The 24253-nt window shown below is 62.1% G+C and carries 23 protein-coding genes and 1 tRNA gene; 18 read left to right on the top strand and 6 right to left on the bottom strand.

Annotated elements, in window-relative coordinates; all coding sequences use genetic code 11:
• Window positions 1-6: 6 nt before the first annotated feature.
• The 3 genes from GTP69_RS16390 to GTP69_RS16380 form a co-directional block, all read right to left on the bottom strand.
• On the bottom strand, window positions 7-3111 hold the full coding sequence (locus tag GTP69_RS16390; protein ID WP_161055872.1) for an efflux RND transporter permease subunit: 3105 nt from the start codon (window positions 3109-3111) through the stop codon (window positions 7-9).
• Between the two features lie 2 nt (window positions 3112-3113).
• Entirely contained in the window at window positions 3114-4349 is a 1236-nt protein-coding gene (locus GTP69_RS16385) for an efflux RND transporter periplasmic adaptor subunit (RefSeq protein WP_161055871.1), read from the bottom strand.
• A 124-nt stretch (window positions 4350-4473) separates the two neighbouring features.
• Window positions 4474-5445, bottom strand: a complete 972-nt coding sequence (locus tag GTP69_RS16380) for an endonuclease/exonuclease/phosphatase family protein (protein ID WP_161055870.1) — start codon at window positions 5443-5445, stop codon at window positions 4474-4476.
• A 22-nt stretch (window positions 5446-5467) separates the two neighbouring features.
• Between GTP69_RS16380 and ybaK the strand changes: the two genes are divergently transcribed.
• The 7 genes from ybaK to GTP69_RS16345 all read left to right on the top strand — a co-directional run bounded on the left by ybaK (window position 5468) and on the right by GTP69_RS16345 (window position 10682).
• Window positions 5468-5959, top strand: coding sequence for a Cys-tRNA(Pro) deacylase (gene ybaK / locus GTP69_RS16375; RefSeq protein WP_161055869.1), 492 nt, complete (start codon window positions 5468-5470; stop codon window positions 5957-5959).
• A 57-nt stretch (window positions 5960-6016) separates the two neighbouring features.
• Window positions 6017-6649, top strand: a complete 633-nt coding sequence (gene plsY / locus GTP69_RS16370) for a glycerol-3-phosphate 1-O-acyltransferase PlsY (RefSeq protein ID WP_161055868.1) — start codon at window positions 6017-6019, stop codon at window positions 6647-6649.
• The gene (locus GTP69_RS16365; protein ID WP_161055867.1) at window positions 6627-7277 is read left to right on the top strand and encodes a DsbA family oxidoreductase; all 651 of its coding nucleotides are present in this window, start codon (window positions 6627-6629) and stop codon (window positions 7275-7277) included. Before plsY ends, GTP69_RS16365 begins: the two co-directional genes overlap by 23 nt.
• A 96-nt stretch (window positions 7278-7373) precedes the next feature.
• Window positions 7374-8426 (top strand): GGDEF domain-containing protein, encoded by a 1053-nt coding sequence (locus GTP69_RS16360; protein WP_161055866.1) that lies wholly within the window; start codon window positions 7374-7376, stop codon window positions 8424-8426.
• A 12-nt stretch (window positions 8427-8438) separates the two neighbouring features.
• Window positions 8439-8729 carry a DUF427 domain-containing protein gene (locus tag GTP69_RS16355; protein WP_161055865.1) on the top strand — a complete coding sequence of 97 codons (291 nt, stop codon included), beginning with the start codon at window positions 8439-8441 and terminating at the stop codon, window positions 8727-8729.
• Window positions 8729-9475 (top strand): AAA family ATPase, encoded by a 747-nt coding sequence (locus GTP69_RS16350; protein WP_371867971.1) that lies wholly within the window; start codon window positions 8729-8731, stop codon window positions 9473-9475. The genes GTP69_RS16355 and GTP69_RS16350 overlap by 1 nt, the downstream gene beginning before the upstream one ends.
• The gene (locus tag GTP69_RS16345) at window positions 9468-10682 is read left to right on the top strand and encodes a metal-dependent hydrolase (RefSeq protein ID WP_161055863.1); all 1215 of its coding nucleotides are present in this window, start codon (window positions 9468-9470) and stop codon (window positions 10680-10682) included. Before GTP69_RS16350 ends, GTP69_RS16345 begins: the two co-directional genes overlap by 8 nt.
• Here the strand turns inward: GTP69_RS16345 and GTP69_RS16340 are convergent.
• A complete protein-coding gene (locus GTP69_RS16340) occupies window positions 10679-11542 on the bottom strand; it encodes an oxidoreductase (protein ID WP_161055862.1) in 864 nt (287 codons plus the stop codon). The two genes, GTP69_RS16345 and GTP69_RS16340, sit on opposite strands and share 4 nt — an antisense overlap.
• 115 nt (window positions 11543-11657) lie before the next feature.
• On the opposite strand from GTP69_RS16340, the gene GTP69_RS16335 reads away from it, so the two are divergent.
• Together GTP69_RS16335 and GTP69_RS16330 are read left to right on the top strand one after the other, a co-directional pair.
• Window positions 11658-12593 carry a LysR family transcriptional regulator gene (locus GTP69_RS16335; protein WP_161055861.1) on the top strand — a complete coding sequence of 312 codons (936 nt, stop codon included), beginning with the start codon at window positions 11658-11660 and terminating at the stop codon, window positions 12591-12593.
• A gap of 167 nt (window positions 12594-12760) precedes the next feature.
• Window positions 12761-12943 (top strand): hypothetical protein, encoded by a 183-nt coding sequence (locus tag GTP69_RS16330; protein ID WP_110845649.1) that lies wholly within the window; start codon window positions 12761-12763, stop codon window positions 12941-12943.
• Here GTP69_RS16330 and tsaD read toward each other — a convergent pair.
• Window positions 12940-13980: a tRNA (adenosine(37)-N6)-threonylcarbamoyltransferase complex transferase subunit TsaD gene (gene tsaD / locus GTP69_RS16325; protein WP_110845084.1), complete on the bottom strand. Its 1041-nt coding sequence runs from the start codon at window positions 13978-13980 to the stop codon at window positions 12940-12942. The two genes, GTP69_RS16330 and tsaD, sit on opposite strands and share 4 nt — an antisense overlap.
• Before the next feature lie 181 nt (window positions 13981-14161).
• Between tsaD and GTP69_RS16320 the strand changes: the two genes are divergently transcribed.
• Window positions 14162-14482, top strand: a complete 321-nt coding sequence (locus GTP69_RS16320) for a hypothetical protein (protein WP_110845083.1) — start codon at window positions 14162-14164, stop codon at window positions 14480-14482.
• A gap of 4 nt (window positions 14483-14486) precedes the next feature.
• On the opposite strand, the gene GTP69_RS16315 is transcribed toward GTP69_RS16320, so the two are convergent.
• On the bottom strand, window positions 14487-15545 hold the full coding sequence (locus GTP69_RS16315) for a 3-deoxy-7-phosphoheptulonate synthase (protein ID WP_161055860.1): 1059 nt from the start codon (window positions 15543-15545) through the stop codon (window positions 14487-14489).
• 75 nt (window positions 15546-15620) lie between these two features.
• Between GTP69_RS16315 and ybiB the strand changes: the two genes are divergently transcribed.
• From ybiB to GTP69_RS16275, 8 genes are all read left to right on the top strand, one after another.
• Window positions 15621-16610: a DNA-binding protein YbiB gene (gene ybiB, locus GTP69_RS16310; protein ID WP_161055859.1), complete on the top strand. Its 990-nt coding sequence runs from the start codon at window positions 15621-15623 to the stop codon at window positions 16608-16610.
• A gap of 34 nt (window positions 16611-16644) precedes the next feature.
• Window positions 16645-17850: a BaiN/RdsA family NAD(P)/FAD-dependent oxidoreductase gene (locus tag GTP69_RS16305; RefSeq protein ID WP_161055858.1), complete on the top strand. Its 1206-nt coding sequence runs from the start codon at window positions 16645-16647 to the stop codon at window positions 17848-17850.
• A gap of 141 nt (window positions 17851-17991) precedes the next feature.
• Entirely contained in the window at window positions 17992-18204 is a 213-nt protein-coding gene (gene rpsU, locus GTP69_RS16300) for a 30S ribosomal protein S21 (protein ID WP_008451879.1), read from the top strand.
• A gap of 126 nt (window positions 18205-18330) precedes the next feature.
• Window positions 18331-18780, top strand: a complete 450-nt coding sequence (locus GTP69_RS16295; RefSeq protein ID WP_110845079.1) for a GatB/YqeY domain-containing protein — start codon at window positions 18331-18333, stop codon at window positions 18778-18780.
• An 86-nt stretch (window positions 18781-18866) separates the two neighbouring features.
• Entirely contained in the window at window positions 18867-20663 is a 1797-nt protein-coding gene (gene dnaG / locus GTP69_RS16290) for a DNA primase (protein WP_161055857.1), read from the top strand.
• Between the two features lie 428 nt (window positions 20664-21091).
• Window positions 21092-23335 carry an RNA polymerase sigma factor RpoD gene (gene rpoD / locus GTP69_RS16285; protein WP_161055856.1) on the top strand — a complete coding sequence of 748 codons (2244 nt, stop codon included), beginning with the start codon at window positions 21092-21094 and terminating at the stop codon, window positions 23333-23335.
• A gap of 44 nt (window positions 23336-23379) precedes the next feature.
• Window positions 23380-23458 (top strand) — tRNA-Ile (locus tag GTP69_RS16280).
• A 109-nt stretch (window positions 23459-23567) separates the two neighbouring features.
• Window positions 23568-24134 (top strand): HipA domain-containing protein, encoded by a 567-nt coding sequence (locus GTP69_RS16275; protein WP_161055855.1) that lies wholly within the window; start codon window positions 23568-23570, stop codon window positions 24132-24134.
• Window positions 24135-24253 lie beyond the last annotated feature (119 nt).

Below are 24253 nucleotides of genomic sequence, written 5' to 3'. Positions count from 1 at the left end.
CCCGGCTTAGGCTACCTCACGCAGCACGTGTTCTTCTTCGTGTTTCCCCTTGAAGAAGCGCGCGCAGCGTTTGCCCCAGCTGTCCAGGTAGGTATAGGCCACCGGCACCACCACCAGCGTCAGCAGGGTTGAGGTCAGCACGCCGCCGATCACCGCGCGGCCCATCGGCGCTTGCGTTTCGCCGCCGTCCCCCATGCCGATCGCCATCGGCAGCATCCCGAACACCATCGCCAGCGTCGTCATCAGGATAGGCCGCAGCCGCACCTGGCCGGCGGTCATCAGGGCGTCGTACTGGTTCTGGCCTTCCTTCTGCGCATGGTTGGTGAAGTCCACCAGCAAAATCGCGTTCTTGGTCACCAGGCCCATCAGCATGATGAAGCCGATCACCGAGAAGATGTTCAGCGTGCTGCCGGTCACCAGCAGCGCCACCAGCACGCCGATCAGCGACAGCGGCAGCGACATCATGATCGCCACCGGCTGCAAGAAGCTGCCGAACTGCGAGGCCAGCACCAGGTAGATGAAGATCACCGCGATGCCCAGCGCCACCATGGCCGAGTTCATCGATTCCGCCATGCTCTGCGCATTGCCGCCGACGTCGAAGCGCACGCCGGCCGGCAGTTCGATTTCCTTCATGACCTTCTTGACGTCGCTGTCGACGTCGCCGCCCGGACGGCCCTCGGTACTGGCGTACACCGCCACCCGGCGTTGCAGCGCCTGGCGCTTGAGCACCTGCGGGCTGAAGGCCGGCACAAATTCCACCACCTGGCGCAGCGGCACCATGATCGGCCGGCCATCCGGGCCCAGCTTGCTCGACGCCAGCGACAGGTCGGCCAGGTCGGTTACCTTCTGGCGGCCGGATTTCGGCAGCTGCACGTTGACGTCGTAGTTCTGGCCATCCGACGCCAGGAAGTGCGAGGTGGTGTCGCCTGCCACGAACGGCCGCAGCGCGGCGCCGATCTGCTGCGTGGTCAATCCGAGGTCGCTGGCCAGCTCGTTGTTGATCTTGATGTTGGTCGACGGGTTGGCGCCTTCCTGGCTGTACTCCAGGTCGGCGATGCCCTTGATCTTGCGCATCTTGTCCATCAGCCGGTGCGCCACGTCGTCCAGCTTGCCCTCGTCGGTGCCGAGGATGGCGATGAAAATCGGTTTCTGGCCCATCGACAGCGTGATGCCGGCGATCTGGCTCAGGCGCGCGCGGATCGCCGCTTCCATCTGCTGCTGGGTGCGGCGCTTGTGCAGCTTGCGGTCGAGCAGCTTCATGTCGAGCTGGGCGGTGTTGCGGCCGTCCCAGGTGCCGATCACGGCGTTGACGCTGGCGATTTCCGGGAATGCCTTCAGCGCGTCTTCCACCTGGTGGATCTTGTTGTCGGTGTATTCCAGGCTGGAGCCGACCGGCGTCTTGATCATGAAGTTGACCCAGCCGTTGTCCTGCTCCGGCATCATCTCGCCGCCGATTTTCGGCACCAGCAGGATGCTGCCGGCAAACAGCGCAAAGGCCAGCAGCAGCGTCATTTTCTTCCAGCGCAGCGCCAGCGCCAGCACTTTGCCGTACACCACGTGCAGCCATTCGACACCGCCTTCCAGCCAGTGCATGAAGCGGCCCAGCCACGGCAGGTATTTGAAGCGGTCCTGCACCGGGTCCGGCCACACCGACGACAGCATCGGGTCCAGCGTGAACGACACGAACAGCGACACCATCACCGCCACCGCCACCGTAATGCCGAATTGCAGGAAGAAGCGGCCGATGATGCCGTCCATGAAGGCCACCGGGATGAATACGGCGACAATCGCAAAGGTGGTGGCCATCACCGCCAGGCCGATTTCGTTGGTGCCGTCTTCGGCCGCCTTGCGGTGGTTCTTGCCCATGCCGAGGTGGCGCACGATGTTCTCGCGCACCACGATGGCGTCGTCGATCAGCAGGCCGATACACAGCGACAGCGCCATCAGCGTCAGGAAGTTGAGCGTGAAGCCGAACGCCTTCATGGCGATAAAGCTGGCCATCACCGAAATCGGCAGCGTCAGGCCGGTGATGATGGTCGAACGCCACGAGTGCAGGAAGAAGAACACGATCACCATGGTCAGCACCGCGCCTTCGATGATCGTCTCCTTGACGTTGTCGAGCTGGCTTTGCACTTTCAGCGATTCGTCGTTCAGCACTTCCAGCTTGATATCGGCCGGCAGCGTCTTCTTCAGATCGGCTGCCACTTGCTGGATGCGGCGGCCCACTTCGACCACGTTGGCGTCCTGCACCTTGGTGATATCCAGCGTGACGGCGCGCTGGCCGTTGATGCGCGAGATCGACAGTTCTTCCTGGGCGCCGTCTTCCACTGTCGCCACCTGTTCCAGGTAGACCGGGCCGTTGGCGCGGCGCGCCACGATGATCTTGTTGAAGTCGCGCGGGTCTTTCATCTTGCCTTCCACCCGCACCAGGCGCTCGCTGGCGCCGTAGCTGATGAAGCCGGCCGGCAGGTTGGTGTTGGTGTTCTGGATCGCGTTCAGCACTTCGTCGACGCCGACCGCCTGCGCGGTCAGATCGTTGGGGCGCAGCTGGATCAGGATCTGGCGCGCCGCCATGCCGTTGGTGCGCACCTGGCCGACGCCGGCCACGCCCTGGAAGCGCTTGGCGACCACCTGGTCGACGATGGTCGACAGGTCGCGCAGCGAGTGCTCGCTGGCGGTCAGGCCGATCTGCGCGATCGGTTGCGCGTTCTCGCCTTCAAAGCGGACGATGAACGGGTCCTTGGCTTCGCGCGGGAAGCGCGGCCGCACCTGCGCCACCTTGTCGCGCAAATCCTGCATGGCGCGGTCCATATCGGTCGACAGTTCGAAGTCGACGTAGACGCCGGCCCGGCCTTCCCACGAGTTGGCGCGCAGCGTCTTGATGCCGCTGACGGTGTTGACCGCTTCTTCGATCGGGCGGGTGATGTCGTTCTCCACCGCTTCCGGCGAGGCGCCCGGGTAATTCACCTCGATGGCGGCGCCGGGAATGCTGATGTTGGGCATGGCTTCCAGCCCGAGGCCGCGATACGAGAACAGCCCCAATACCATCAGCGCCACCATCACCATGGTGGCGAACACCGGGTTCTGGATGCTGACTTTAGTGATCCACATAATCAGCCCTTCGTCGGTTCAGCGGCCTTGGCCTGGGCCGATGGCGGCGCGTCGCTACCGCTAGCGGCGGCCGGCAGCTTGACGGCGGCGCCGGGCTTCAGGTTGTCCAGCCGCGAGACGATGACGTTGGCGCCTTGCTGCAGGCCTTCGGTCACTTCGGCATAGCCTTCATCTTCGTTGCGCAGGCCGATCTTGACCGGCTGCGCCACCAGCTTGCCCTGTTCCACTTTGTAGACCAGGTGCTTGCCGTCCTTGTCGCTGCGCACGGCGGCCAGCGGCACGATCGGCGCCACGGCGGAGCGGTCGGTGACGATGCTGCCCTTGGCGAACATGCCGGCGCGCAGCGCGTTGTCGCCGTTCGGTACGGCGATGTAGACCAGCATGGCGCGCGAGCCGGCTTCGGTGGCCGGATTGATGCGCGCCACCTTGCCGTGGAAGTCACGCAGGGCGTAGCCTTCGACGCGGAATTTGACGTCCTGGCCGACTTTGATGCGCGGGATTTCCGAGGCCGGCACTTGCGCTTCCAAAATCATTTCCGCCAGGTTGACGATGCTGTAGACGGGCATGTCCAGCGCCAGCTTTTCGCCGGCCTGCACGTGGCGCTTGCTGATCACGCCATCGATCGGCGCCTTGATCACGCCGTCGTTGAGGGCGATGCGGGCCAGCTCCACCATGGCGCTGGCGGACTTGACCGAAGCGCGCGCCAGGTCGACCGAATTCTGGGTGGAATCGTAGGCGTTTTGCGAGATGTATTTTTGCTTGAGCAGCGCCTGGCTGTTGGTCTCATTTTTGTTGGCCATGGCCAGCTTGGCTTGCGCCTCGTCCAGTTGGGCTTGCTGCTGTTGCAGGCGCGCGCGCAGGTCGGCCTGGTCGACGCGGGCCAGCACTTGGCCGGCGTGCACCGCCATGCCTTCCTGCAAAGTCGTCGCTTCCACCACACCCGACACCTTCGACTTGATGGTGGCGGAACTCAGGGGCGCCAGCGAGCCGGACAAGGGCAAGCTGACCGCCAATGATCGGGAGCTGACGGCGGCGACGTCGCCGCTCGACAGTTCGAAGATGTCTTTCTTTTCCTTGGCTGCGGCGGTGGCAGGGGCGGGCGCGGCTTCCGGTTTGCTGCGCAAGACGGTCCAGCCGCCGCCGGCCAGTGCCACCACAATCAGGATGGCCGCCGGCGTGCGCCAGCGCCGGGTGCGGACGGTAGGCTGCGTTTGTGGGGGTAAAGTTTCTAGTCTCATATCGTTTTTCTGGCCTGAAGAGGTTTGCGCACCTTGCCACTTTATGTAGTTTCATGGGCAGGGGCCAGAAAAATGCGATAAGCCGTGCAAAAGCACGGCTGAAATGCAGAATAGCGTGGGTGACTTAGTACAGCCGCAGACTGACCAGCACCTGGCCGTGGTCGGAGGCGGCCGGCGTGGCCAGCGCCAGATGCTCGTTGAGGTAGGTCACCTCGGCCACTTCGCCGATCGCATGGCGCGAGGCCGGATGGAATTCCTCCGACACCAGCACGTGGTCGATGGTGGCGTGGCGGCCGTCGTGGGCGATGGTGTAGCCGCTGTCGCGCCGGCGTTCGCGGCCTGACTGGATCTGGCGGCTGTCGAACAACTGGCCGTGCAATTCCTCGCCCGGCTCGCAGGCGGCGCCGGCGCCCATGACGATGTGAGTGGTCACTGCGTCCACGGTGTCGTTGAAATCGCCGAGCACCACGCGCGGCCGGCGCGGGCCTTTGTCCATCGCGCTCAGCAGCGAGCGCAGCGCCACCGCCTCGGTGCCGCGCCGGATCAGCGAGCGCAGGTTGGCCTGCGCGTGCAGCATCGGGTCATCGCCGGTGTCGCCGCTGCTGTAGTCGGGCCGCTTGGACTTGAGGTGGACCACGATGACGTCGACAATCCGTTCGTCCGGCAGCATTACCTGCGCGTGCAGCGGCGCGCGGGCGAAGCGGTCGGCGTCGCGGTGGCCGTCGGGCAGGGCAATGCCATCCGGGAACATGATGTAAGCCTGGGCCGGCGCCGCCAGCGGCAGGCGCGAAATCAGCGCCAGTTCCGGCGTCATGCGCGGCAGGCCGGTGGCCGGATCGGGCGGCGGCGTGAAGCCGGTGAGCGTGGCCTCGCGGTAGCGGCGGCTGTGGGCCAGCACATCGCGCAGCGCGTCGAGCGAGAAAATTTCTTGCAAGCCGATGACATCGGCGTCGAGCTGGTCCAGCTGTTGCGCCGTCCAGGCGACTTTCGCTTCATACTCGGCCTCGGTCAGGGGCGCCAGATTGTCGTACAATTTCGCCCCAGGCTGGGAAAGATTGCAAACATTGAAAGTAGCAAAGCGAATTTCCTGCTGCATAATGAACAACTCCGATCGCACCATGGCTAAAAAAGAGCATATCTCCGAAACCCCTGCCACTCAACTACTGCGCAAGCACAAGGTGGCGTTCTCCGAGCACCCGTACAACTACGAGGAGCACGGCGGCACCGGTGTGTCCTCGCGCGAACTGGGCGTCGACGAACATCACGTGGTCAAGACCCTGGTGATGCAAGACGAGGCCGCTAAACCTTTAATTGTGCTGATGCACGGCGATTGCAAGGTCTCCACCAAGAACCTGGCCCGCAACATCGGCTGCAAGTCCGTCGAACCGTGCAAGCCGGAAGTGGCGTCGCGCCACAGCGGCTACATGATCGGCGGCACTTCGCCGTTCGGCACCAAGAAAACCATGCCGGTGTATGTAGAGGATAGCATTCTTGCGCTGGAAACGATTTATATCAATGGTGGGCGGCGCGGTTACCTGGTCGGCATCGCGCCGCAGGTGCTGACCGAGCTGCTCAATGCCAAGCCGGTGCGTTGCGCACTGGCCGAGTAAGGCTGTATATTCAGCGGCCCCGTTAATGTGGGCCCAGAACGATAACTAGAGGAAAAGATGAATACAGTTTGGATGACCGTAGCCGCCTACCTGATCGGCTCGATCTCATTTGCCGTTGTCAGCAGCAAGTTGTTCGGCCTGGCCGATCCGCGCACCTACGGTTCGAAAAATCCCGGCGCCACCAATGTGTTGCGCAGCGGCAATAAAGCGGCCGCCATCGTCACCTTGCTCGGCGACGCCGTCAAAGGCTGGCTGGCGGTGTGGCTGGCGCTGCATTTCCAGGAACGCCTGAATGTCGGCGATGCAACCATCGCGCTGGTGGCGATTGCCGTGTTCCTCGGCCATTTGTGGCCGGTGTTCTTCCGCTTTGTCGGCGGCAAGGGCGTGGCGACGGCGGCCGGTGTGCTGCTGGGCTTGAATGTCTGGCTGGGCGTCGCCACCTTGGTGACGTGGGCCGTGGTGGCGTTCGCCTTCCGCTATTCGTCGCTGGCGGCGCTGGTGGCAGCGATCTTCGCGCCGTTCTATTATGGTTTATTGTTTGGCGTGGAGCCGCAGCTGGCCGCCGTGTTCATCATGAGCGTGCTGTTGGTATTCCGTCACAGCAAAAATATCTCGAATCTGATCGCGGGTAAAGAAAGCCGCATCGGCAGCAAATCGAAAGGCAAACATGGCAACTCCAATAAAAATTGATTTCGTCTCGGACGTCTCGTGCCCATGGTGCGCGATCGGCCTGAGTTCGCTGAACCAGGCGCTGGCCGCCATCGGCGATGACGCGGAAGTGCAGATCCACTTCCAGCCGTTCGAGCTGAATGCGGCGATGCCGCCGGAAGGCCAGGACATCACCGAGCACCTGACCGAGAAATACGGTTCGACGCCGGAGCAGCAGCAACAGGCGCGCGAGATGATCCGTTCGCGCGGCGCCGATGTCGGCTTCGACTTCGCGATGGACAAGCGCGCCCGCATCTACAACACCTTCGACGCCCACCGCCTGCTGCATTGGGCCGGGCTGGAAGGCAAGCAGAAGGCGCTGAAGGAAGGGCTGTTCAAGGCCTACTTCACGCAGGGTCTGGACCCGAGCGCGCACGAGGTGCTGATCTACGTGGCCGGCGAAGTGGGACTGGACAAGGAGGCGGCGCGCAAGGTGCTGCATTCGAACGAGTATGCGGCCGAGGTGCGCGAGGCGGAGGAATTCTTCCACCGTCACGGCATCAACTCGGTGCCGGCCGTGATCATCAACGAGCGCCACTTGATCTCCGGCGGCCAGCCGGCGGGGGTGTTTGAAAAAGCGCTGCGCGAGATTATGGCCAAATCGGCATAAAAAGTACCTGCCGGGTGGGAGGGAGCGCTCCCACCGGTCTTGTTTTGCTATAAACTCCTTGGGTAAAGAACACGTCGTTACCACCCAGGGAAGCCCATGCTGGCCGAAGAAAAAGTACACACGCTGATCACCGCCCACTCGCCGGCCGACAATTTCCGCCTGGCCGCGCTGCACCGCTATCACATCCTCGATACTCCCGCCTGCGAAGACTTCAGCTTCCTCACCGAGCTGGCGACCAAAATCTGCGAGGTGCCTTACGCTTTCATTTCGCTGGTGGACGCCGAGCGCGTGTGGATCAAGTCCTGCGCCGGCATGCACATGGGCGAACTGCCGCGCGGCGAGAGCTACTGCTCGCTGGCGGTGCTGGGCGATGCCGCCACCGAAATCCCCGACCTGCGGCTGGACCCGCGCACCACCACCATGCGGCTGACGGTCAGCGCGCCGTTCATGCGCATGTACAGCAGCGTGGCGCTGACGTCGTCGGACGGTTTCGCCATCGGCACCTTGTGCGTGCTGGATACCAAGCCGGGTGGCCTGAGCGCCGACAAGCGCGCCATGCTGGTCAAGCTGGCGCGCCAGGTGATGGCGCTGATCGAACTGCGCGCCAACGAAAAAACGCTGTCGGCGACGGTGCGCGAGCTGGAGCTGCTGGCCACCACCGACGATCTGACGGGCCTGCACAACCGCCGCTCGCTGCTGCACCGCCTGAAGTTTGAAACCGCGCGCGCCAAGCGTTTCCGCGCGCCGCTGTCGGCGGTGATGATCGATCTCGATCACTTCAAGAAGGTCAACGACGACCATGGCCACGCCGTGGGCGACCAGGTGTTGACCGCGCTGGGCCGGCTGCTGCGCGATAACGTGCGGGTGATCGACATACCCGGCCGCTACGGCGGCGAGGAGCTGTGCGTGATCCTGCCGAATACGCCGCTGGACGGCGCCTGCAAGTTCGCCGAAGCGCTGCGCGCCAAGATCGAGGCGCAGGTGCACTACGCCGGCACGCGGCCGCTACACATCACGGCCAGCCTGGGCGTGGGCTCGTTCGATCACATGGAAATCGATGATGCGGAAAGCCTGCTGCGGCAGGCCGACACCGCGCTGTATCGCGCCAAGCACGGCGGCCGCAATCGCGTGGAGTGCGGCACTACATAAAGGAGACTGGTCATGCCTACCGCTAGCTGGAATGGCGTCGTCATCGCGCAGGCGAATGACGACGAGGTTGAAATCGTTGAGAACAATGTCTACTTCCCGCCGTCGAGCGTGAAGCGCGAGTACCTGCAGGACAGCAGCCACACCTCGCGCTGTCCGTGGAAGGGACTGGCCAGCTACTACTCGCTCAACGTCAACGGCAAGGTCAACGAAAACGCCGCGTGGTACTACCCGGAGCCTTCCGAGAAGGCGGCGCAGATCAAGGACCACGTGGCGTTCTGGCGCGGCGTCGAGGTGCAGCGCTAGTGGGATTGCAGGCCAGGCCCTATCTGCAAAGGATCACCGCGCTGTTCGGTGACGATGTGGATTGGGAGCGCCACCCTTATCGCGTGCCGGCGGTGCGCGATTTGTCATCGCTGGATTTTCATCCGGACGTGACCTTTTTCATCGGCGAGAACGGCGCCGGTAAATCGACGCTGCTGGAAGCGATCGCGCTGGCGCTGGGCTTCAGCATCGATGGCGGCAGCCGCAATGTCAGCAACCTGAACACGGCGCAGGAGGCGTCGCCGCTGTTCCAGTCGCTGCGGCTGTCCAAGAGCTTCAAGACGCCGCGCGACCGCTACTTCTTCCGCGCCGAGAGCTTCCATAATGTCGCCACGCGCATGGATCAATATTACGGTCGCGGCGCGTCCAGCGGCGATTCGCTGCATGCGCGTTCGCATGGCGAGGCGTTCATGTCGGTGCTGCTGAATACTTTTCGCGGCCATGGCCTGTATCTGCTGGATGAGCCGGAGGCGGCGCTGTCGCCCAATCGCCAGTTGGCGGCGCTGCGCGTGATTGACCAGCTAGTGCAGCAGGATTCGCAGTTCATCATCGCCACCCACTCGCCGATTCTGCTGGCGTATCCCAACGCGAAGATCATGCTGTTCGACGGCACCGGCCTCACCGAGGTGACTTACGAAGACACGGAGCACTACGCGATCACGCGCGATTTTCTTAACCACTACCCACAGCGGCTGCAACAGCTGCTTGCCCCGGACTCGGATGGATAACATCACCCATAGCATTATCGGTTTTGGCGTTGGCGAGGTAGTACATCGCAGCCTGCCGGCGGAAGCGGACACCGTGGCGCAGCGCGTTCGGCATCGACTGCTACTGGTGGCTTGCCCGCTGGCCAGCAATTTTCCCGATCTGGATCTGTTCCTGACCAAGCTGCTACCCGATCCGCTGGGTTATCTGCTGAATCATCGCGGCCACACGCATACGGTGGCGTGGGCGGTGCCGCAGGCGTTACTGCTGGCGGCATTGCTGTGGTTATGCTGGCCGTCGGCGCGCAGGCTGCTGGCGGCCAGTCGCACGGCTAGGCTGGGGCTTGCACTGAGTATCGGCATCGGCTTTGCGCTGCATCTGCTGATGGACTACACCAATTCGTATGGCCTGCATCCGTGGTATCCGCTTGATGCGCGCTGGCTGTATGGCGATATGGTGTTTATCGTCGAGCCGTTGTTCTGGGTGGCGATTGCGGTGCCGATGGCGCTGATCATGCGCTGGCGCGGCTTGCGCATCGCCGGGCTGGCGCTGCTGGTTGCGGCGCTGGTGGCGTTTACGGCGTTCGGCTATCTGGGCTGGCCGTCGCTGGTGGCGCTGTTTGTGATTGGTCTGGTGTGCGGCTGGGCGCAAATGCGTTCCGGCCCACAGGGACGCGGCGGCCTGCTGCTGGCGCTGGGGATCAGCGTTGGCTTTATCGCGGTGCAGGGCGTGGCGTCGCATATCGGCCGAGCGCAAATTACCGCTGACTTGCAGCGCATCGACCCTGCGTCGCGCATGCTGGATGTGGCGATGACGGCGTTTCCTTCGCAGCCTTTGTGCTGGGCCTACGCCAGCGTGGAGAGCAATCCGGCGGCAGACCGCTATCGCTTGCGGCGCGGCGTTGCCAGCATCGCGCCGGACTGGCTGGCGCCTGCGGCTTGTCCCGCAGGACTGGTGGAGAAGAAGCCGGCGCAGGCGCTGGGAGCGGGGGTGCTGCAACACGGTAGCGCGGATGCCAGCCTGTCGCAATTGCGCGCGCTGAAGGCGTCCAACTGCGAAGCCGATGCGTGGTTGCGCTTCGGCCGCATGCCGGAGTTGGCGAAGGACGCGTTGTCCGACTATCGCTTTGCCAGCACGCCGCGCGGTAACTTCACCACGCTGCATATTACGCCGGCCCCATGCCCATCGGGCGTGCCGGCATGGGGCTATCCGCGTGCCGACTTGTTTTAGGCGGCCTGCTTCACCGCGTCGTCACGGTCGGTAGAGAGGGCGACGTCGAGCCATTGCGTCATCTCCTGCTCGACGAACTGGTTCTTGGCGCGCACGCGCTGCACCGTGTCCGAGCCGAGTTGCAGGCGTACCGGCGGCGTGGCGCTGTCGGCCAGTTGCAGCAGGGCGCTGGCCAGCTTGGCCGGATCGCCGGGCTGGGTGTGATTGGCGCCCGCCGCAAATTCACGCGTGGCGCCGGCCGTGCCGCTGTAGGCGTCGATCTGGCTACGCATCGCCACTAGTGACGACGCATCCAGGAAGTCGGTGCGGAAGAAACCCGGTTCCACCACCGTGACATGAATGCCCAGCGGCGCCAGCTCGGCCGACATGGCTTCGCTCAAGCCTTCCACCGCAAACTTGGTCGAGCAGTACACGCCCCAGCCGGGATACGACGCGTAGCCGCCCACCGACGAAATGTTCATCACATGGCCGCTGCCTTGGCGGCGCATCACCGGCAGCACTGCACGGGTGACGTTGAGCAGGCCGAAGACGTTGGTTTCGTACAGTGCCCGTACTTCCTCGGCATTAGCTTCTTCCACCGCGCCCAGCAGGCCGTAGCCGGCGTTGTTGACCAGGACATCGATGCGGCCGAAGCGCGTCACGGCCTGCTGCGCGGCGGTGATGGTCTGCGCTTCCAGCTTGACGTCCAGCCGCAGCGCCAGCAGGTTGGGATGCTCGCCCAGCGCGGCGATGACGGTTTGCGGATCGCGCGCGGTGGCCACCACCAGGTCGCCGCGTTCCAGCGCTTTTTGTGCGGTCAGAGCGCCGAAGCCGCGCGATGCGCCGGTGATGAACCATACTTTTTGTGCAGTGCTATTCATGATGATTTCCTTTCGGTGTGTGAGTTGATGAAGGCCAGTTTAGGCTTCCGTCACCTGCTACACTAGCCATAGGAAAGCTGTTTGATTTTCACCTTTTAGTTGTAAATGAAAATGCATGGATAAAGCGCGGGTCATCAGTTTGTTCATCGGCGTGGTGCGCGCCAAGAGCTTCAGCCAGGCTGCGGTGGAGGCCGGATTGACGCCGCAGGCGGTCAGCAAAGCGGTGCGGCAGCTGGAGGAGCATCTGGGCGTGCGGCTGTTTCATCGCACCACGCGCAGCCTCAGTCTGACCGACGACGGCACGCGGCTGTTCGAGCTGGCCAATCCCGGCCTGCGGCTGCTGGACGAGGCGCTGGAACAGGTGCAGAGCAGCCGGCTGGAAGTCGATGGCCTGATCCGGCTGGTGGCGCCAACGTCGATCGGCAACGCCATCATCGTGCCGCTGTTGCAGGGTTTCCAGCAACTCTATCCCGGCGCGCATTTCGATTTGCAACTGGATGACCACTTCACTGATCTGGTGGAAAACAAGATCGACGTCGGCTTCCGCGCCGGCAGTCCGCCCGAGCGCAACCTCATCTCGCGCAAGCTGGGCGAGATCACGCTGCTAACCTGCGCGTCGCCGGCCTATCTGGCGCAACATGGCACGCCGAAGCGCGTGGCCGATCTGGCCGGGCATCGCTGCACCGGCTTCCGCCAGCCGAACACCGGCCGCCTGTTGCCGTGGGAATTCCATGTGGACGGCGCTACCGTCTACCAGGATGTGCCGGCGGTGGCCAGTTTCAATACGGTGGAAGGCGAGTTGATGGCGGTGCTCAGCGGCGTTGGCATCGGCCAGGTGCCGGTGTTCATGATCGAGCAGGAATTGGCCAGCGGCGCGCTGGTGCCGTTGTTGACGCCGACCATCACGGTCAACAACGGCGTGTTTATGTACTACCAGCAGCGCACCCAGATGCCGCTAAGGGTGCGGCATTTCATCGATTATGTGGCGGAACACGCGCCGCCACGGCTGCAAGGGCAGCGGCGGGCTGTCAATGCGGCCAAAGCAAGATAGTGTGTGTTTGTGCACGGTTTTAGTGCCAGAAACGTTATATCGTGTGGCAAGTTCACCACAAAAGCGCCTAGAATCGAGCTGACTAGGCGACTTACTGCCTATTTGGTTGGCACAACAATTGCATTGCCCTCCAGAAAGGACGATGATCGATTCACATGGAGGCTGTTATGAATACCGTAACTGAAAAAGACAATAAAACCGTGGCGCATGAGTCGCCAGTTGACGAACATCGTCTGCGCAGCGAGCGCATCGCCGCGCGTGGCGTGAGCTTGAGCAAGGGCAAAGCCAAGTACCTGATTCCGCTGGTCGGCCTTGCCGTGCTAGCCGGCATGGCGTTCGCCCAGGCTTAAATTACTTTCAGCTCGTCGAGCGGCCAGCGTGGCCGCACGTTGAACGAGTAATCCTTCTTGGCCGCGTCTGGATTGATCATCAAGCGACGCGCGCCAGCGAAGGCGATCATCGCGCCGTTGTCGGTGCAGAATTCCAGCTCAGGATAGTAGACCTTGAATTTCTTCTTGGCCGCCGCCGCGTTCAGCGAGGCGCGCAGCTGCGCATTGGCGCCGACGCCGCCGGCAATCACCAGCCGCTTCAGGCCGGTGTGCTTGAGCGCCGAGACACACTTCGCCGTCAACACTTCCACAATCGCATCGACGAAACCACGGGCGATGTTGGCCTTGTCCTGCTCGCAGATGTTGGCAACGACTTTCTCTTCGTGGTTCTTCACCACCGTCAGCACCGCCGTTTTCAGGCCGGAGAAGCTGAAGTTGAAATCCTTGGTGTGCATCATCGGACGCGGCAGCTTGTAGGCCAGCGGGTCGCCGAACTCGGCCAGACGCGAAATCGCCGGGCCGCCCGGATAACCCAGGCCCAGCAGTTTGGCCGACTTGTCGAAGGCTTCGCCGGCCGCATCGTCCAGCGTTTCGCCCAGCAGCGTGTACTGGCCGACGCCGTCCACCCGCATCAGTTGCGTATGGCCGCCCGACACCAGCAGCGCGATGAACGGGAATTCCGGCGGCTCCGAGGCCAGCAGCGGCGACAGCAAATGGCCTTCCAGGTGATGGACGCCCAGCACCGGCTTGTCCAGCGCCAGGCCGAGGCTGCATGCCACGGAGGAGCCGACCAGCAGCGCACCGGCCAAGCCCGGGCCTTGGGTGTAGGCGATGGCGTCGATGTCGTCCAGCGTCTTGCCGGCGCCGGCCAGCGTTTGCGTCAGCAGCGGGATGGCGCGGCGGATGTGGTCGCGCGAGGCCAGTTCCGGCACCACGCCGCCGTATTCTTCGTGCATGGCGACCTGCGAGTGCAGGGCGTGGGACAGCAGGCCGTGTTGCGTGTCATACAACGCCAGGCCGGTTTCGTCACAGGAAGATTCAACGCCAAGAACGATCATGGAAGCAGCACAAGTCTAAAGGGGAATCCGCCATTGTAAAGGAAAGTGCGTGCAAGCATGCACCAGCACTGCGCCACACCGCACTGGCCGGGTGCGGAATTTTGCCAAATGGACAGAAATTCGGGCGTTTTTTCGTGGCATCGCTTTTGCTTATAAAGTAGGCAAAGCGTAGGAGGAAACCATGTCCGCACAATGGAAATTGATCTGCAAAGTGAAGGAAGTGCCCCTTGACGGCGGCGTGCGCCTGGTGCCGCGCGGGCTGGGCTGGCAAGAGTTGCCGGGCGTGGCGCTATACCGCTCCGATGAGGAAAGCGTGCATGCGGTGCTGGAATGCCAGGGCGCCGATGCCCGCTTCAGTGGCGCGCGCCGGTATTCGGTGAAGGTGGAGAATTGCCGGGTCTATCTGGACCTGGAAGAACTGAGCGCCCCGGCCAGCAAGGCCGAGGCGGCGCTGGCGGGGACGTTTGGCGTGGCCACCAGCCTGGTGGCCTACTGCTACTGAGTGCTTATGGACGGCCCAGCAGTTGCTTGTGCGCGTCGCGCAGCATCTGCTCGGTGGTGTCCCAGTCGATGCAGCCGTCGGTGACCGAGCAGCCGTACTTCAGCTGGCTCAGGTCGGCCGGGATCTTCTGGTTGCCGCCGACGATGTTGGACTCGATCATCACGCCGACCAGCGACTTGTTGCCCTGGACGATTTGATGGATCACGTCCGCCATCACCAGCGGTTGCAGTTCCGGTTTCTTGTAGCTGTTGGCGTGCGAGCAATCGACCACCAGGTTGGCCGGCAGCTTGGCCTTGGCCAGCGCCTGCTCGGCGATCGCGATCGACACCGAATCGTAGTTCGGACGGCCGTCGCCGCCGCGCAGCACCACGTGGCCGTAGGCGTTGCCGCGGGTACGCACGATCGACACATTGCCCTGCGCATTGATGCCCAGGAAAGAGTGCGGGTGCGCCGACGACAGGATGGCGTTGACGGCGATGCTGATGTCGCCATCGGTGCCGTTCTTGAAGCCGACCGGGGTCGACAGGCCGGACGACATCTCGCGGTGGGTCTGCGATTCAGTCGTACGGGCGCCGATGGCGGTCCAGGCGATCAGGTCGCCCAGGTATTGAGGCGAAATCGGGTCGAGCGCCTCGGTGGCGGTCGGCAGGCCCAGTTCGCACACGTCCAGCAGGAACTGGCGCGCCTTTTCCATGCCGACGTTGACGCGGAACGAATCGTCCATGTCGGGATCGTTGATATACCCCTTCCAGCCGGTGGTGGTGCGCGGCTTTTCGAAATACACGCGCATCACCAGCAGCATGGTGTCGGCCACTTCGGCCTGCAGCGCCTTCAGGCGGCGCGCATAGTCCAGACCGGCTACCGGGTCGTGGATCGAGCATGGGCCGACGACCACGAACAGGCGCTTGTCCTGGCGGTCGATGATGTTGCGCAGGGCTTCGCGGCCCTGCATCACGGTCTCGGAGGCCAGATCGGTCAGCGGCAGCTTGCTATGCAAGGCTTCCGGCGACGGCATCGGAGCAAACGAGGTGACGTTGACGTTTTCAATGTCTGGGGAAATCATGATCTCTACAATGGTTTTATTTCTGGGGACAGATAGTGTAGCCGAAATGCGCGCCAGTGGTTTAAGCTTGCTGCCATGACCATTATTCATACCGAACCTTTCCCCGCCGCGCGCTTCATCAAAGAAATCGGCCGCGGCAAGGACGGCGCCCGCAGCATGAGCCGCGACGACGCCCATAATTTGTACCAGGCCATGCTGGACGGCCGGGTTTCCGACCTGGAACTGGGCGGTATTTTGCTGTCGATGCGCATCAAGGGCGAGTCGGTGGACGAGATCGCCGGCTTCCTCGACGCGGCCGAGGCATCATTTGAACCGTTCAACGCGCCGCCGGGCCAGTTTGCGCCGGTGTCGATTCCGTCGTACAACGGCGCGCGCAAGATGGCCAACCTGACGCCGCTGCTGGCCCTGCTGCTGGCACGCGAGGGTGTGCCGGTGCTGTTGCACGGCGTCGCCACCGACCTGGGACGAGTGGCGTCGGCCGAAGTGCTGGCCGAGCTGGGCGTGGTGACGGCGCGTCACCGCTCGGAGGCGGAGGAGGCCATGTCGCAGGGCAAACCGGCCTTCATCACCATCGACACCATGGCGCCCAAGCTGGCGTACCTGCTGTCGCTGCGCCGCAAGCTGGGCGTGCGCAACTCGACCCACACGCTGGTCAAGATCATGCAGCCGTTTGCCGGTCCGGCGCTGCGGCTGGTGTCGTACACCCATCCGGAATACCTGGAAATGCTGGGTGAATACTTCACCACGGCGGCGCTGCACGAGCGCGGCGATGCCTTCCTGATGCGCGGTACGGAAGGCGAGACGGTGGCCAACGCCAACAAGGCGCAGCAGATCGACTGGTTCCACGGTGGCCTGCGCACCACGCTGGTGCCGAAGCAAACGCTGGTCGGCGAACTGCCGCTGCTGCCGGAAAATAAGAATGCGGCGACCACGGCGGCATGGATACAGTCGGTGCTGAACGGCGACGTGCCGGTGCCGCCGCCGATCGCCGAACAGGTGGCGCAATGCCTGCTGGTGGCGCGGACGGTGGCCTCGCGCCAGCATGTGAGCGAGCCGATAGAGTAGAATCTCGCCCCTTCACTGAAACGACGGGAATCCCATGGCAAAGTTTGATGTAGCGATAATCGGCGCAGGCGCGGCCGGCATGATGTGCGCGGCCACTGCCGCCCAGCGCGGCCTGCGCGTGGTGCTGATTGACCACGCCACCAAACTGGCCGAGAAAATCCGCATCTCCGGCGGCGGCCGCTGCAACTTCACCAATGTGAACGCCGGCCCGGCCAACTTCCTGTCGGAAAATCCGCATTTCTGCAAAAGCGCCTTGTCGCGCTACACGCCGGCCGATTTCGTCGCGCTGGTCAAACGCCACCGCATCGGCTACCACGAGAAGCACAAGGGCCAGCTGTTCTGCACCGAGTCCGCCGAGCAGATCATCGAGATGCTCAAGGACGAGTGCGCCGGCGGCGACGTCCACTGGCGCATGCCGTGCAAGGTCGAGAGCGTGGAGCAGGGCGAACAAGGTTTCGTGTTGCAGACCGATAGCGGCGAGATCGAAGCGACCAGCGTGGTGATCGCCACCGGCGGCCTATCGATCCCGAAAATCGGCGCCACCGACTTCGGCTACCGCATCGCCCAGCAGTTCGACCTGCGCATGGTCGAGCCGCGTCCGGCCCTGGTGCCGCTGACTTTCGACCCGCAGCAGTGGGCGCCGTTCGTGGAAATGGCCGGCATCGCGTTGGAAGTCAATGTCGAGACCGGTTCGCTGAAAGGCCGCAACCCGACCGGTGCGCGCTTCCGCGAAGATTTGCTGTTCACCCACCGCGGCCTGTCCGGCCCGGCGATCTTGCAGATTTCTTCGTACTGGCTGCCGGGCACGCCGATCGTCATCAACCTGCTGCCGGAGCTGGATCTGGCCGCGACGCTGATCGAAGGCAAGGGCACCATCAAGAAGCAATTGGGCAATGTGTTGTCGCAATGGCTGCCGACGCGCCTGGCGGAAGGCTTGCTGCTGGCCCATGGTTTTGCGCTGGACGCCCGCCTGGCCGACATGCCGGACGCGCAGCTGCGCAAGCTGGGCGCCGTGATCAACCAGTGGACGCTGACGCCGAACGGCTCGGAAGGCTACAAAAAGGCCGAAGTTACGCGCGGGGGCATCGACACCCGCGAACTGTCGCAGCAGACCATGATGGCGACCAAGGTGCCGGGCCTGTATTTCATTGGTGAAGCGGTCGACGTTACCGGGTGGCTGGGCGGCTACAACTTCCAGTGGGCGTGGGCGTCTGGAGTGGCGGCGGGACAGGCGGTCTGATATACTGAGCGCCTGCACGTTGTTGTTTTTCCTGCGAAAGCCGCATGGCGGGCTGTTCCCGACAGTCCATGGCTTCCATTTTTGAGAAAAACCTGCTATAGTCTCTGTCTCCCTATAACCTCCAACGGTTTGAATTTTTACATGACCACTATTCGCCTTAAAGAAAACGAGCCGTTCGAAGTCGCAATGCGTCGCTTCAAACGCACCATCGAAAAAACCGGTCTGCTGACCGAACTGCGTGCACGCGAGTTCTACGAGAAGCCAACGGCTGAACGTAAGCGCAAGCTGGCTGCAGCCGTAAAGCGTCACTACAAACGCATTCGCAGCCAACAGCTGCCGAAAAAACTCTTCTAAGATTGCTTACGCAGGCCAACCTGGCACACGCCGGTTGTGTTTAGCGGCATCTAAGAGATACCCGCTCCGGCTTGGTCCGCAGCGGGTTTTCGCTTTTTCACCGCCACATTTTCTCAAGGAAACCTCATGGGCTTGAAAGAACAAATTACCGAAGACATGAAAAACGCCATGCGCGCCAAGGACAGCGGTCGTCTGGCGACGATTCGCCTGATCCTGGCCGACATCAAGCGCAAGGAAGTGGACGAGCAGATCGAAGTCAGCGATGAGCAGGTTGTGGCCATCGTGGAAAAAATGATCAAGCAGCGCAAGGATTCGATCACCCAGTTTGAAGCGGGTAACCGTCCTGACCTGGCCGATATCGAAAAAGCCGAACTGAGCGTGCTGGTCACCTACATGCCTGCCGGTCTGTCGGACGAGGAAATCGCCGCCGAAGTGGCTGCTGCCGTGGCCGCCTCGGGCGCCGCCGGTCCGCAGGACATGGGCAAAGTGATGGGCATCGTCAAGCCGAAGCTGGCCGGCCGTGCCGATATGACCGTGGTGTCCGCCCTGGTCAAGAAAGCGCTGACCCCAGCGTAAGCAACACCGCCGCCGCCGTTTGATGTGCATCAAGGCGCATCGGCGGCGGCGGTATAGTCTGATCCACTCCGAGACCGTCCAGCCCAGTGATACCACAATCTTTTATCGCCGATTTGCTGAACCGCGTCGATATCGTCGACGTGGTCGGCCGTTACGTGCAGCTGAAAAAAGGCGGCGCGAACTTCATGGGGCTGTGCCCGTTTCACAACGAGAAGTCGCCCAGCTTCACCGTCAGCCCGACCAAGCAGTTTTACCATTGCTTCGGCTGTGGCGCCCATGGCACCTCGATCGGTTTCATGATCGAATACTCGGGCATGGGCTTTGTCGATGCCGTCAAGGAGCTGGCGCAGAACGTCGGCATGGTGGTGCCGGACCAGGATGACAAGATTCCGCCGGCGCAACGCGCGCAAATGCAGGCCCAGAGCCTGGCGCTGACCGAAGCCATGACGCGCGCCACCGACTTCTACAAGCTGCAACTGCGCAGCGCGCCGGAAGCCATCGCCTACCTGAAACGCCGTGGCCTGACCGGCGAAATCGCTGCCCGCTTCGGCCTCGGCTATGCGCCGCACGGCTGGGACAATCTGCGTTCGGTGTTCCCCGACTACGAGGTGGTGGCGCTGGCCGAGTCCGGCCTGGTGATCGACAAGGTGGACGAGGATGGCGGCAACCGCAAGCGCTATGATCGCTTCCGCGAACGCGTCATGTTCCCGATCCGCAATACCAAGGGCCAGGTGATCGCCTTCGGCGGCCGGGTGCTGGATCAGGGTGAACCCAAATACTTGAATTCTCCCGAAACGCCTTTATTTTCAAAGGGCTTCGAGCTATATGGCTTGTTCGAGGCGCGCCAGGCGATCCGCGACGCCGGCTATGTGCTGGTGACGGAAGGCTATATGGACGTGGTGGCGCTGGCGCAGATGGGCTTCCCGCAAGCGGTGGCGACACTGGGCACCGCCTGCACCACCCATCACGTGCAGAAGCTGTTGCGCCAGACCGACACGGTGATCTTCAGCTTCGACGGCGACAAGGCCGGCCGCCGCGCCGCGCGGCGCGCGCTGGAAGCGTGCCTGCCGCATGTGACCGACAACAAGACCATCAAGTTCCTGTTCTTGCCTACCGAGCACGACCCGGACAGCTATGTGCGTGAACACGGCAAGGAAGCGTTCGAGCAGGAAATCTACGAGGCGATGCCGCTGTCGCAATTCCTGATCAAGGAAGCGTGCGGCGAGCATGATATGAACAGTCTCGAAGGCCGCGCCCGCGCGCAGTTCGACGCCAAGCCGATGTTGCAGGCGATGACGCCGACGGCGCTGCGCCTGCAGATCGTGCGCGGACTGGCGCAGTTGACGCAGACTTCGCCGTCGGAAATCGAGGTGCTGTTCGAGCTGTCCAAGCCGGTGGCGCTGAACAAGATTGCGCCGCCACGTGGCGGCCGGCCGCAGCCGAAAGGGCTGGAGCTGCAAATCATGCGCGTGCTGGTGGCGCATCCGGCGCTGGCGCTGGAGATCGACGCAGCGGCGCAGGCGGCCTTCAGTTTCTTCGGCCAGGAATCGGCCGAGCGGCTGGCGCAGCTGGTGGCGACGGCGCGCGAGATGGGCGAGGGCGGGGCGTTTGCCGCCTTTGCCCAGCACCTGAAGTCGCTGGGCGACGATTACGACAGCCTCATCGCCGAAATCGTCAAGGAACCGGAGACCGAGCGCGATACCGAGCGCGTGGTATTGCGGGCGGCGATCCGCCAGGTCAAGCACGATGCGCTCAAGCATGAGTTGAGCCAGTTGTTTGCGGCCGGGCTGTCGTCCGATGAGATTGGGGTGCGCTACCGCGAGTTGACCGCACAGCAAGATCAGCTGTTGCGCGAGGCGCAAGCGGAGTTGCCCACCCGTTAAGTTGTTGTTCGTTTTGTAGCGTAACGTTTCTGTCATTATTCCAACGCGGGAAGTACCGGTCTTCCCTCTGGAAATTGAAAAGTGACGTGCTATAATAAAACGCTAAGTGTTGTATGTTTTGGCATCGTTTTTCTGTTCAGAGTGTGTTTGTTTTCAGTGAGTTAGGCTCTTGATCGACGCAGAAGGATGGGTGTCGGCGGCCAGGGCCAGCTACGGTTGAGCAAATAGTCTGTTTGCTATCTCACCGAGTCACGGTTTCTTGCCCCCGCGCACGTGTCTGATGCAGTAGAATTCCTTGGAGTTCTATAGAGGGCGGTCGGCCTGACCCAGGTGTAAGTAAGTCGTAGTATTGTCGGACTTGTGTAGTCGGCAAGTTCGAAGACGTAGTGATCTAAGGATCGAAACTTTATCCGTAATCGAAAGCGCCTGTGCCAATCAAGAAACCTGAATCCAAAGCGGCTGAAAAGCCGACTAAAGTGAGCGCAAAATCCGCTAAAACGGCTGACAAGCCGGAGACGCGTGTTGCCAGCAATCCGCCGGCGGTCAACCAGACCACCGACGCGGCCACGCTGGCAGCCATCGACACGTCGGGCTACGTGTTGCCTTCGGTCAAAGTGCCGGGCCGGCGCGGGCGCAAACCTAAAGAATTCCAACCTGAGAACGACGAAGTCGCCGCGCTCAACGCGGTCGAACGCGCCGAACTGAAGGCAGTCGACAAGGCCAAGGCCAAGGACCGCAAGGCCAAGGAAAAAGCGCTGCTCAAAGATGCGTTCTCGTCGGATACGGAAGCGACCGAGGAAGAGCTCGAACGCCGCCGCCAGAAACTCAAGACCCTGATCAAGTTCGGCAAGGAACGCGGCTTCCTCACGTACGCCGAGATCAACGACCATCTGCCAGACAATATCGTCGATCCGGAAGCGATCGAAGGCATTATCGGCACCTTCAACGACATGGGCATCGCCGTCTACGAGCACGCGCCCGATGCCGAGACGCTGCTGCTGTCCGACAATGTCGCCACCGTGACCAGCGATGACGAAGCCGAGGCTGCTGCCGAAGCGGCGCTGTCCACCGTCGATTCCGATTTCGGCCGCACCACCGACCCGGTCCGCATGTATATGCGCGAAATGGGCTCGGTCGAGCTGCTGACCCGCGAAGGCGAGATCGAAATCGCCAAGCGCATCGAAGATGGCCTGAAGGACATGATCCAGGCGATCTCGGCCTGCCCGGTGACGATTGCGGAAATTATCGCCGCGTCGGACCGCATCCGTGCCGATGAGATCAAGATCGACGAAATTGTCGACGGTCTGGTAGACGATAACGAAGATGCGCCACCGGCGCCGGCGCCCGCCGCCAGCGACGAGGACGAAGAAGAAGAGGAAGAAGAGGAAGAGGAAGAAGAGGAAGAGGAAGAAGCCAGCGCTTCCGGTGCTGCCGCCGGCTACTCGGCCGAACAGCTGGAAGCGATGAAAAACGCTGCGCTGGATAAATTCGACACCATCTCCCTGCAATTCGACAAGATGCGCCGCGCCTTCGAGAAGGAAGGCTACAACTCCAAGGCCTACGTCAAGGCGCAGGAAGCGATTTCCTCGGAACTGCTGGGCATCCGCTTCACCGCCAAAGTGGTCGAGAAGCTGTGCGACACGCTGCGCGGCCAGGTGGACGAAGTGCGCCACATCGAGAAGCAAATCCTCGACGTGGCGGTGAACAAGTGCGGCATGCCGCGCGCTCACTTCATCAAAGTATTCCCGGGCAATGAAACCAACCTGGAATGGGTCGATGGCGAAGTGGCCGCCGGCCACGCCTACAGCGCCATCCTGGGCCGTAACATCCCGACCATCAAGGAGCTGCAACAGCGCCTGATCGACCTGCAAGCGCGCGTAGTGCTGCCGCTGCCGGACTTGCGCAACATCAACCGCCAGATGGCGGCCGGTGAAATGAAGGCGCGCAAGGCCAAACGCGAAATGACCGAGGCCAACTTGCGCCTGGTGATCTCGATCGCCAAGAAATACACCAACCGCGGCCTGCAATTCCTCGACCTGATCCAGGAAGGCAACATCGGCCTGATGAAGGCGGTGGACAAGTTCGAATACCGCCGCGGCTACAAGTTCTCGACCTATGCCACGTGGTGGATCCGTCAGGCCATCACCCGCTCGATCGCCGACCAGGCGCGCACCATCCGGATTCCGGTGCACATGATCGAGACCATCAACAAGATGAACCGCATCTCGCGCCAGATCCTGCAAGAGACCGGCGCCGAGCCGGACCCGGCAACGCTGGCCATCAAGATGGAAATGCCCGAGGACAAGATCCGCAAGATCATGAAGATCGCCAAGGAGCCGATCTCGATGGAAACGCCGATCGGCGACGACGACGATTCGCATCTGGGCGACTTCATCGAGGACAACAACACGCTGGCGCCGTCCGACGCTGCGCTGCACGCGTCGATGCGTGGCGTGGTCAAGGATGTGCTGGACTCGTTGACGCCGCGCGAAGCCAAGGTGCTGCGCATGCGCTTCGGCATCGAAATGTCGACCGACCACACGCTGGAAGAGGTCGGTAAGCAGTTCGACGTCACGCGTGAGCGGATTCGCCAGATCGAAGCCAAGGCTTTGCGCAAGCTGCGCCACCCGAGCCGTTCGGACAAGCTGAAGAGTTTCCTGGAAGGTAACTAAGGCTTGACTGAGATAGGGGGAGCCTATATGCTCCCGTGTTCTTCGGGCCCTTAGCTCATGCTTGGTTAGAGCAGAGGACTCATAATCCTTTGGTGCGCGGTTCGACTCCGCGAGGGCCTACCAATAAAAACAAGGACTTAGATGAAAATCTGAGTCCTTTTTTCTTGTTCTGATATTCCGTGTAGGCACTGTGTAGGCATTTCCGCTCATTCTCCAACCAAAATTGGACTCTATGTTTGAAATCGTGGTGGTCCCGCCTGGGGCAGATGAATTGTCTGAGCAAATGGGGACCAAATTCAAATTTTGGTACCAAGACGAGGTCTACGGTAAAACTCTCTTCAAACAAGGGCGCCCAGGCACAGGTGAGAATTGGGCCGAAAAACTCGCGTGCGAGTTTGCAGAGCTACTCGGTATACCACATGCACACTATGAGTTAGCGCAGTGGCAGGGGCGAGATGGTGTTATTCGCCACGGCGTCATATGCCCCTCTGTAGTTCCTGACGGTGCGAGGCTAATACACGGTAACGAATTGGTAGGCGGGAAGGTCACCGTTGCCAACGCGGACGAAAAAGTAAACAATTACGCGCTACGCAATCACCTTGCCACACGCGTCTTCCAATTTCTGCATCAGGCGGCAGATATTATTATGCCTCCTCAAGCGTACCAGCCCATAGAAGGCGTACACTCACCGCTAGGGGTCTTTATTGGTTACCTTTTGTTCGACGCGTTGATTGCGAACCAGGATAGACACTCGGAAAATTGGGCATTGGTCAGGACATCCGAGGGATTTTACTGTTGATTTGCATCCAAAACTGACCCACTTTGCCGCATAATTTGCACACGAAACTGACCCACGTTTAATTCACAATCCTACTCATGACATTGAGTGGGGAATTGGAGTGATCGACGTGGCATTAC

Source organism: Duganella levis, assembly GCF_009857605.1.
In the GTDB taxonomy this organism is placed as follows: Bacteria; Pseudomonadota; Gammaproteobacteria; order Burkholderiales; family Burkholderiaceae_D; genus Rugamonas; species Rugamonas levis.
The sequence above is the reverse complement of the archived record's forward strand: the minus strand, read 5'-3'. Positions and strand labels throughout refer to the sequence as shown.

Excerpts from the sequence above, each read along its gene's own strand:
- GTP69_RS16385 (WP_161055871.1), bottom strand. The coding sequence starts at position 4,349 with ATGAGACTAGAAACTTTACCCCCACAAACGCAGCCTACCGTCCGCACC.
- GTP69_RS16315 (WP_161055860.1), bottom strand. The coding sequence starts at position 15,545 with ATGATTTCCCCAGACATTGAAAACGTCAACGTCACCTCGTTTGCTCCG.
- GTP69_RS16335 (WP_161055861.1), top strand. The coding sequence starts at position 11,658 with ATGGATAAAGCGCGGGTCATCAGTTTGTTCATCGGCGTGGTGCGCGCC.
- GTP69_RS16320 (WP_110845083.1), top strand. The coding sequence starts at position 14,162 with ATGTCCGCACAATGGAAATTGATCTGCAAAGTGAAGGAAGTGCCCCTT.
- GTP69_RS16305 (WP_161055858.1), top strand. The coding sequence starts at position 16,645 with ATGGCAAAGTTTGATGTAGCGATAATCGGCGCAGGCGCGGCCGGCATG.
- GTP69_RS16330 (WP_110845649.1), top strand. The coding sequence starts at position 12,761 with ATGAATACCGTAACTGAAAAAGACAATAAAACCGTGGCGCATGAGTCG.
- GTP69_RS16340 (WP_161055862.1), bottom strand. The coding sequence starts at position 11,542 with ATGAATAGCACTGCACAAAAAGTATGGTTCATCACCGGCGCATCGCGC.
- plsY (WP_161055868.1), top strand. The coding sequence starts at position 6,017 with ATGAATACAGTTTGGATGACCGTAGCCGCCTACCTGATCGGCTCGATC.
- GTP69_RS16360 (WP_161055866.1), top strand. The coding sequence starts at position 7,374 with ATGCTGGCCGAAGAAAAAGTACACACGCTGATCACCGCCCACTCGCCG.
- GTP69_RS16295 (WP_110845079.1), top strand. The coding sequence starts at position 18,331 with ATGGGCTTGAAAGAACAAATTACCGAAGACATGAAAAACGCCATGCGC.
- tsaD (WP_110845084.1), bottom strand. The coding sequence starts at position 13,980 with ATGATCGTTCTTGGCGTTGAATCTTCCTGTGACGAAACCGGCCTGGCG.
- rpsU (WP_008451879.1), top strand. The coding sequence starts at position 17,992 with ATGACCACTATTCGCCTTAAAGAAAACGAGCCGTTCGAAGTCGCAATG.
- GTP69_RS16345 (WP_161055863.1), top strand. The coding sequence starts at position 9,468 with ATGGATAACATCACCCATAGCATTATCGGTTTTGGCGTTGGCGAGGTA.
- ybaK (WP_161055869.1), top strand. The coding sequence starts at position 5,468 with ATGGCTAAAAAAGAGCATATCTCCGAAACCCCTGCCACTCAACTACTG.
- GTP69_RS16355 (WP_161055865.1), top strand. The coding sequence starts at position 8,439 with ATGCCTACCGCTAGCTGGAATGGCGTCGTCATCGCGCAGGCGAATGAC.
- ybiB (WP_161055859.1), top strand. The coding sequence starts at position 15,621 with ATGACCATTATTCATACCGAACCTTTCCCCGCCGCGCGCTTCATCAAA.
- GTP69_RS16390 (WP_161055872.1), bottom strand. The coding sequence starts at position 3,111 with ATGTGGATCACTAAAGTCAGCATCCAGAACCCGGTGTTCGCCACCATG.
- GTP69_RS16275 (WP_161055855.1), top strand. The coding sequence starts at position 23,568 with ATGTTTGAAATCGTGGTGGTCCCGCCTGGGGCAGATGAATTGTCTGAG.
- GTP69_RS16365 (WP_161055867.1), top strand. The coding sequence starts at position 6,627 with ATGGCAACTCCAATAAAAATTGATTTCGTCTCGGACGTCTCGTGCCCA.
- GTP69_RS16380 (WP_161055870.1), bottom strand. The coding sequence starts at position 5,445 with ATGCAGCAGGAAATTCGCTTTGCTACTTTCAATGTTTGCAATCTTTCC.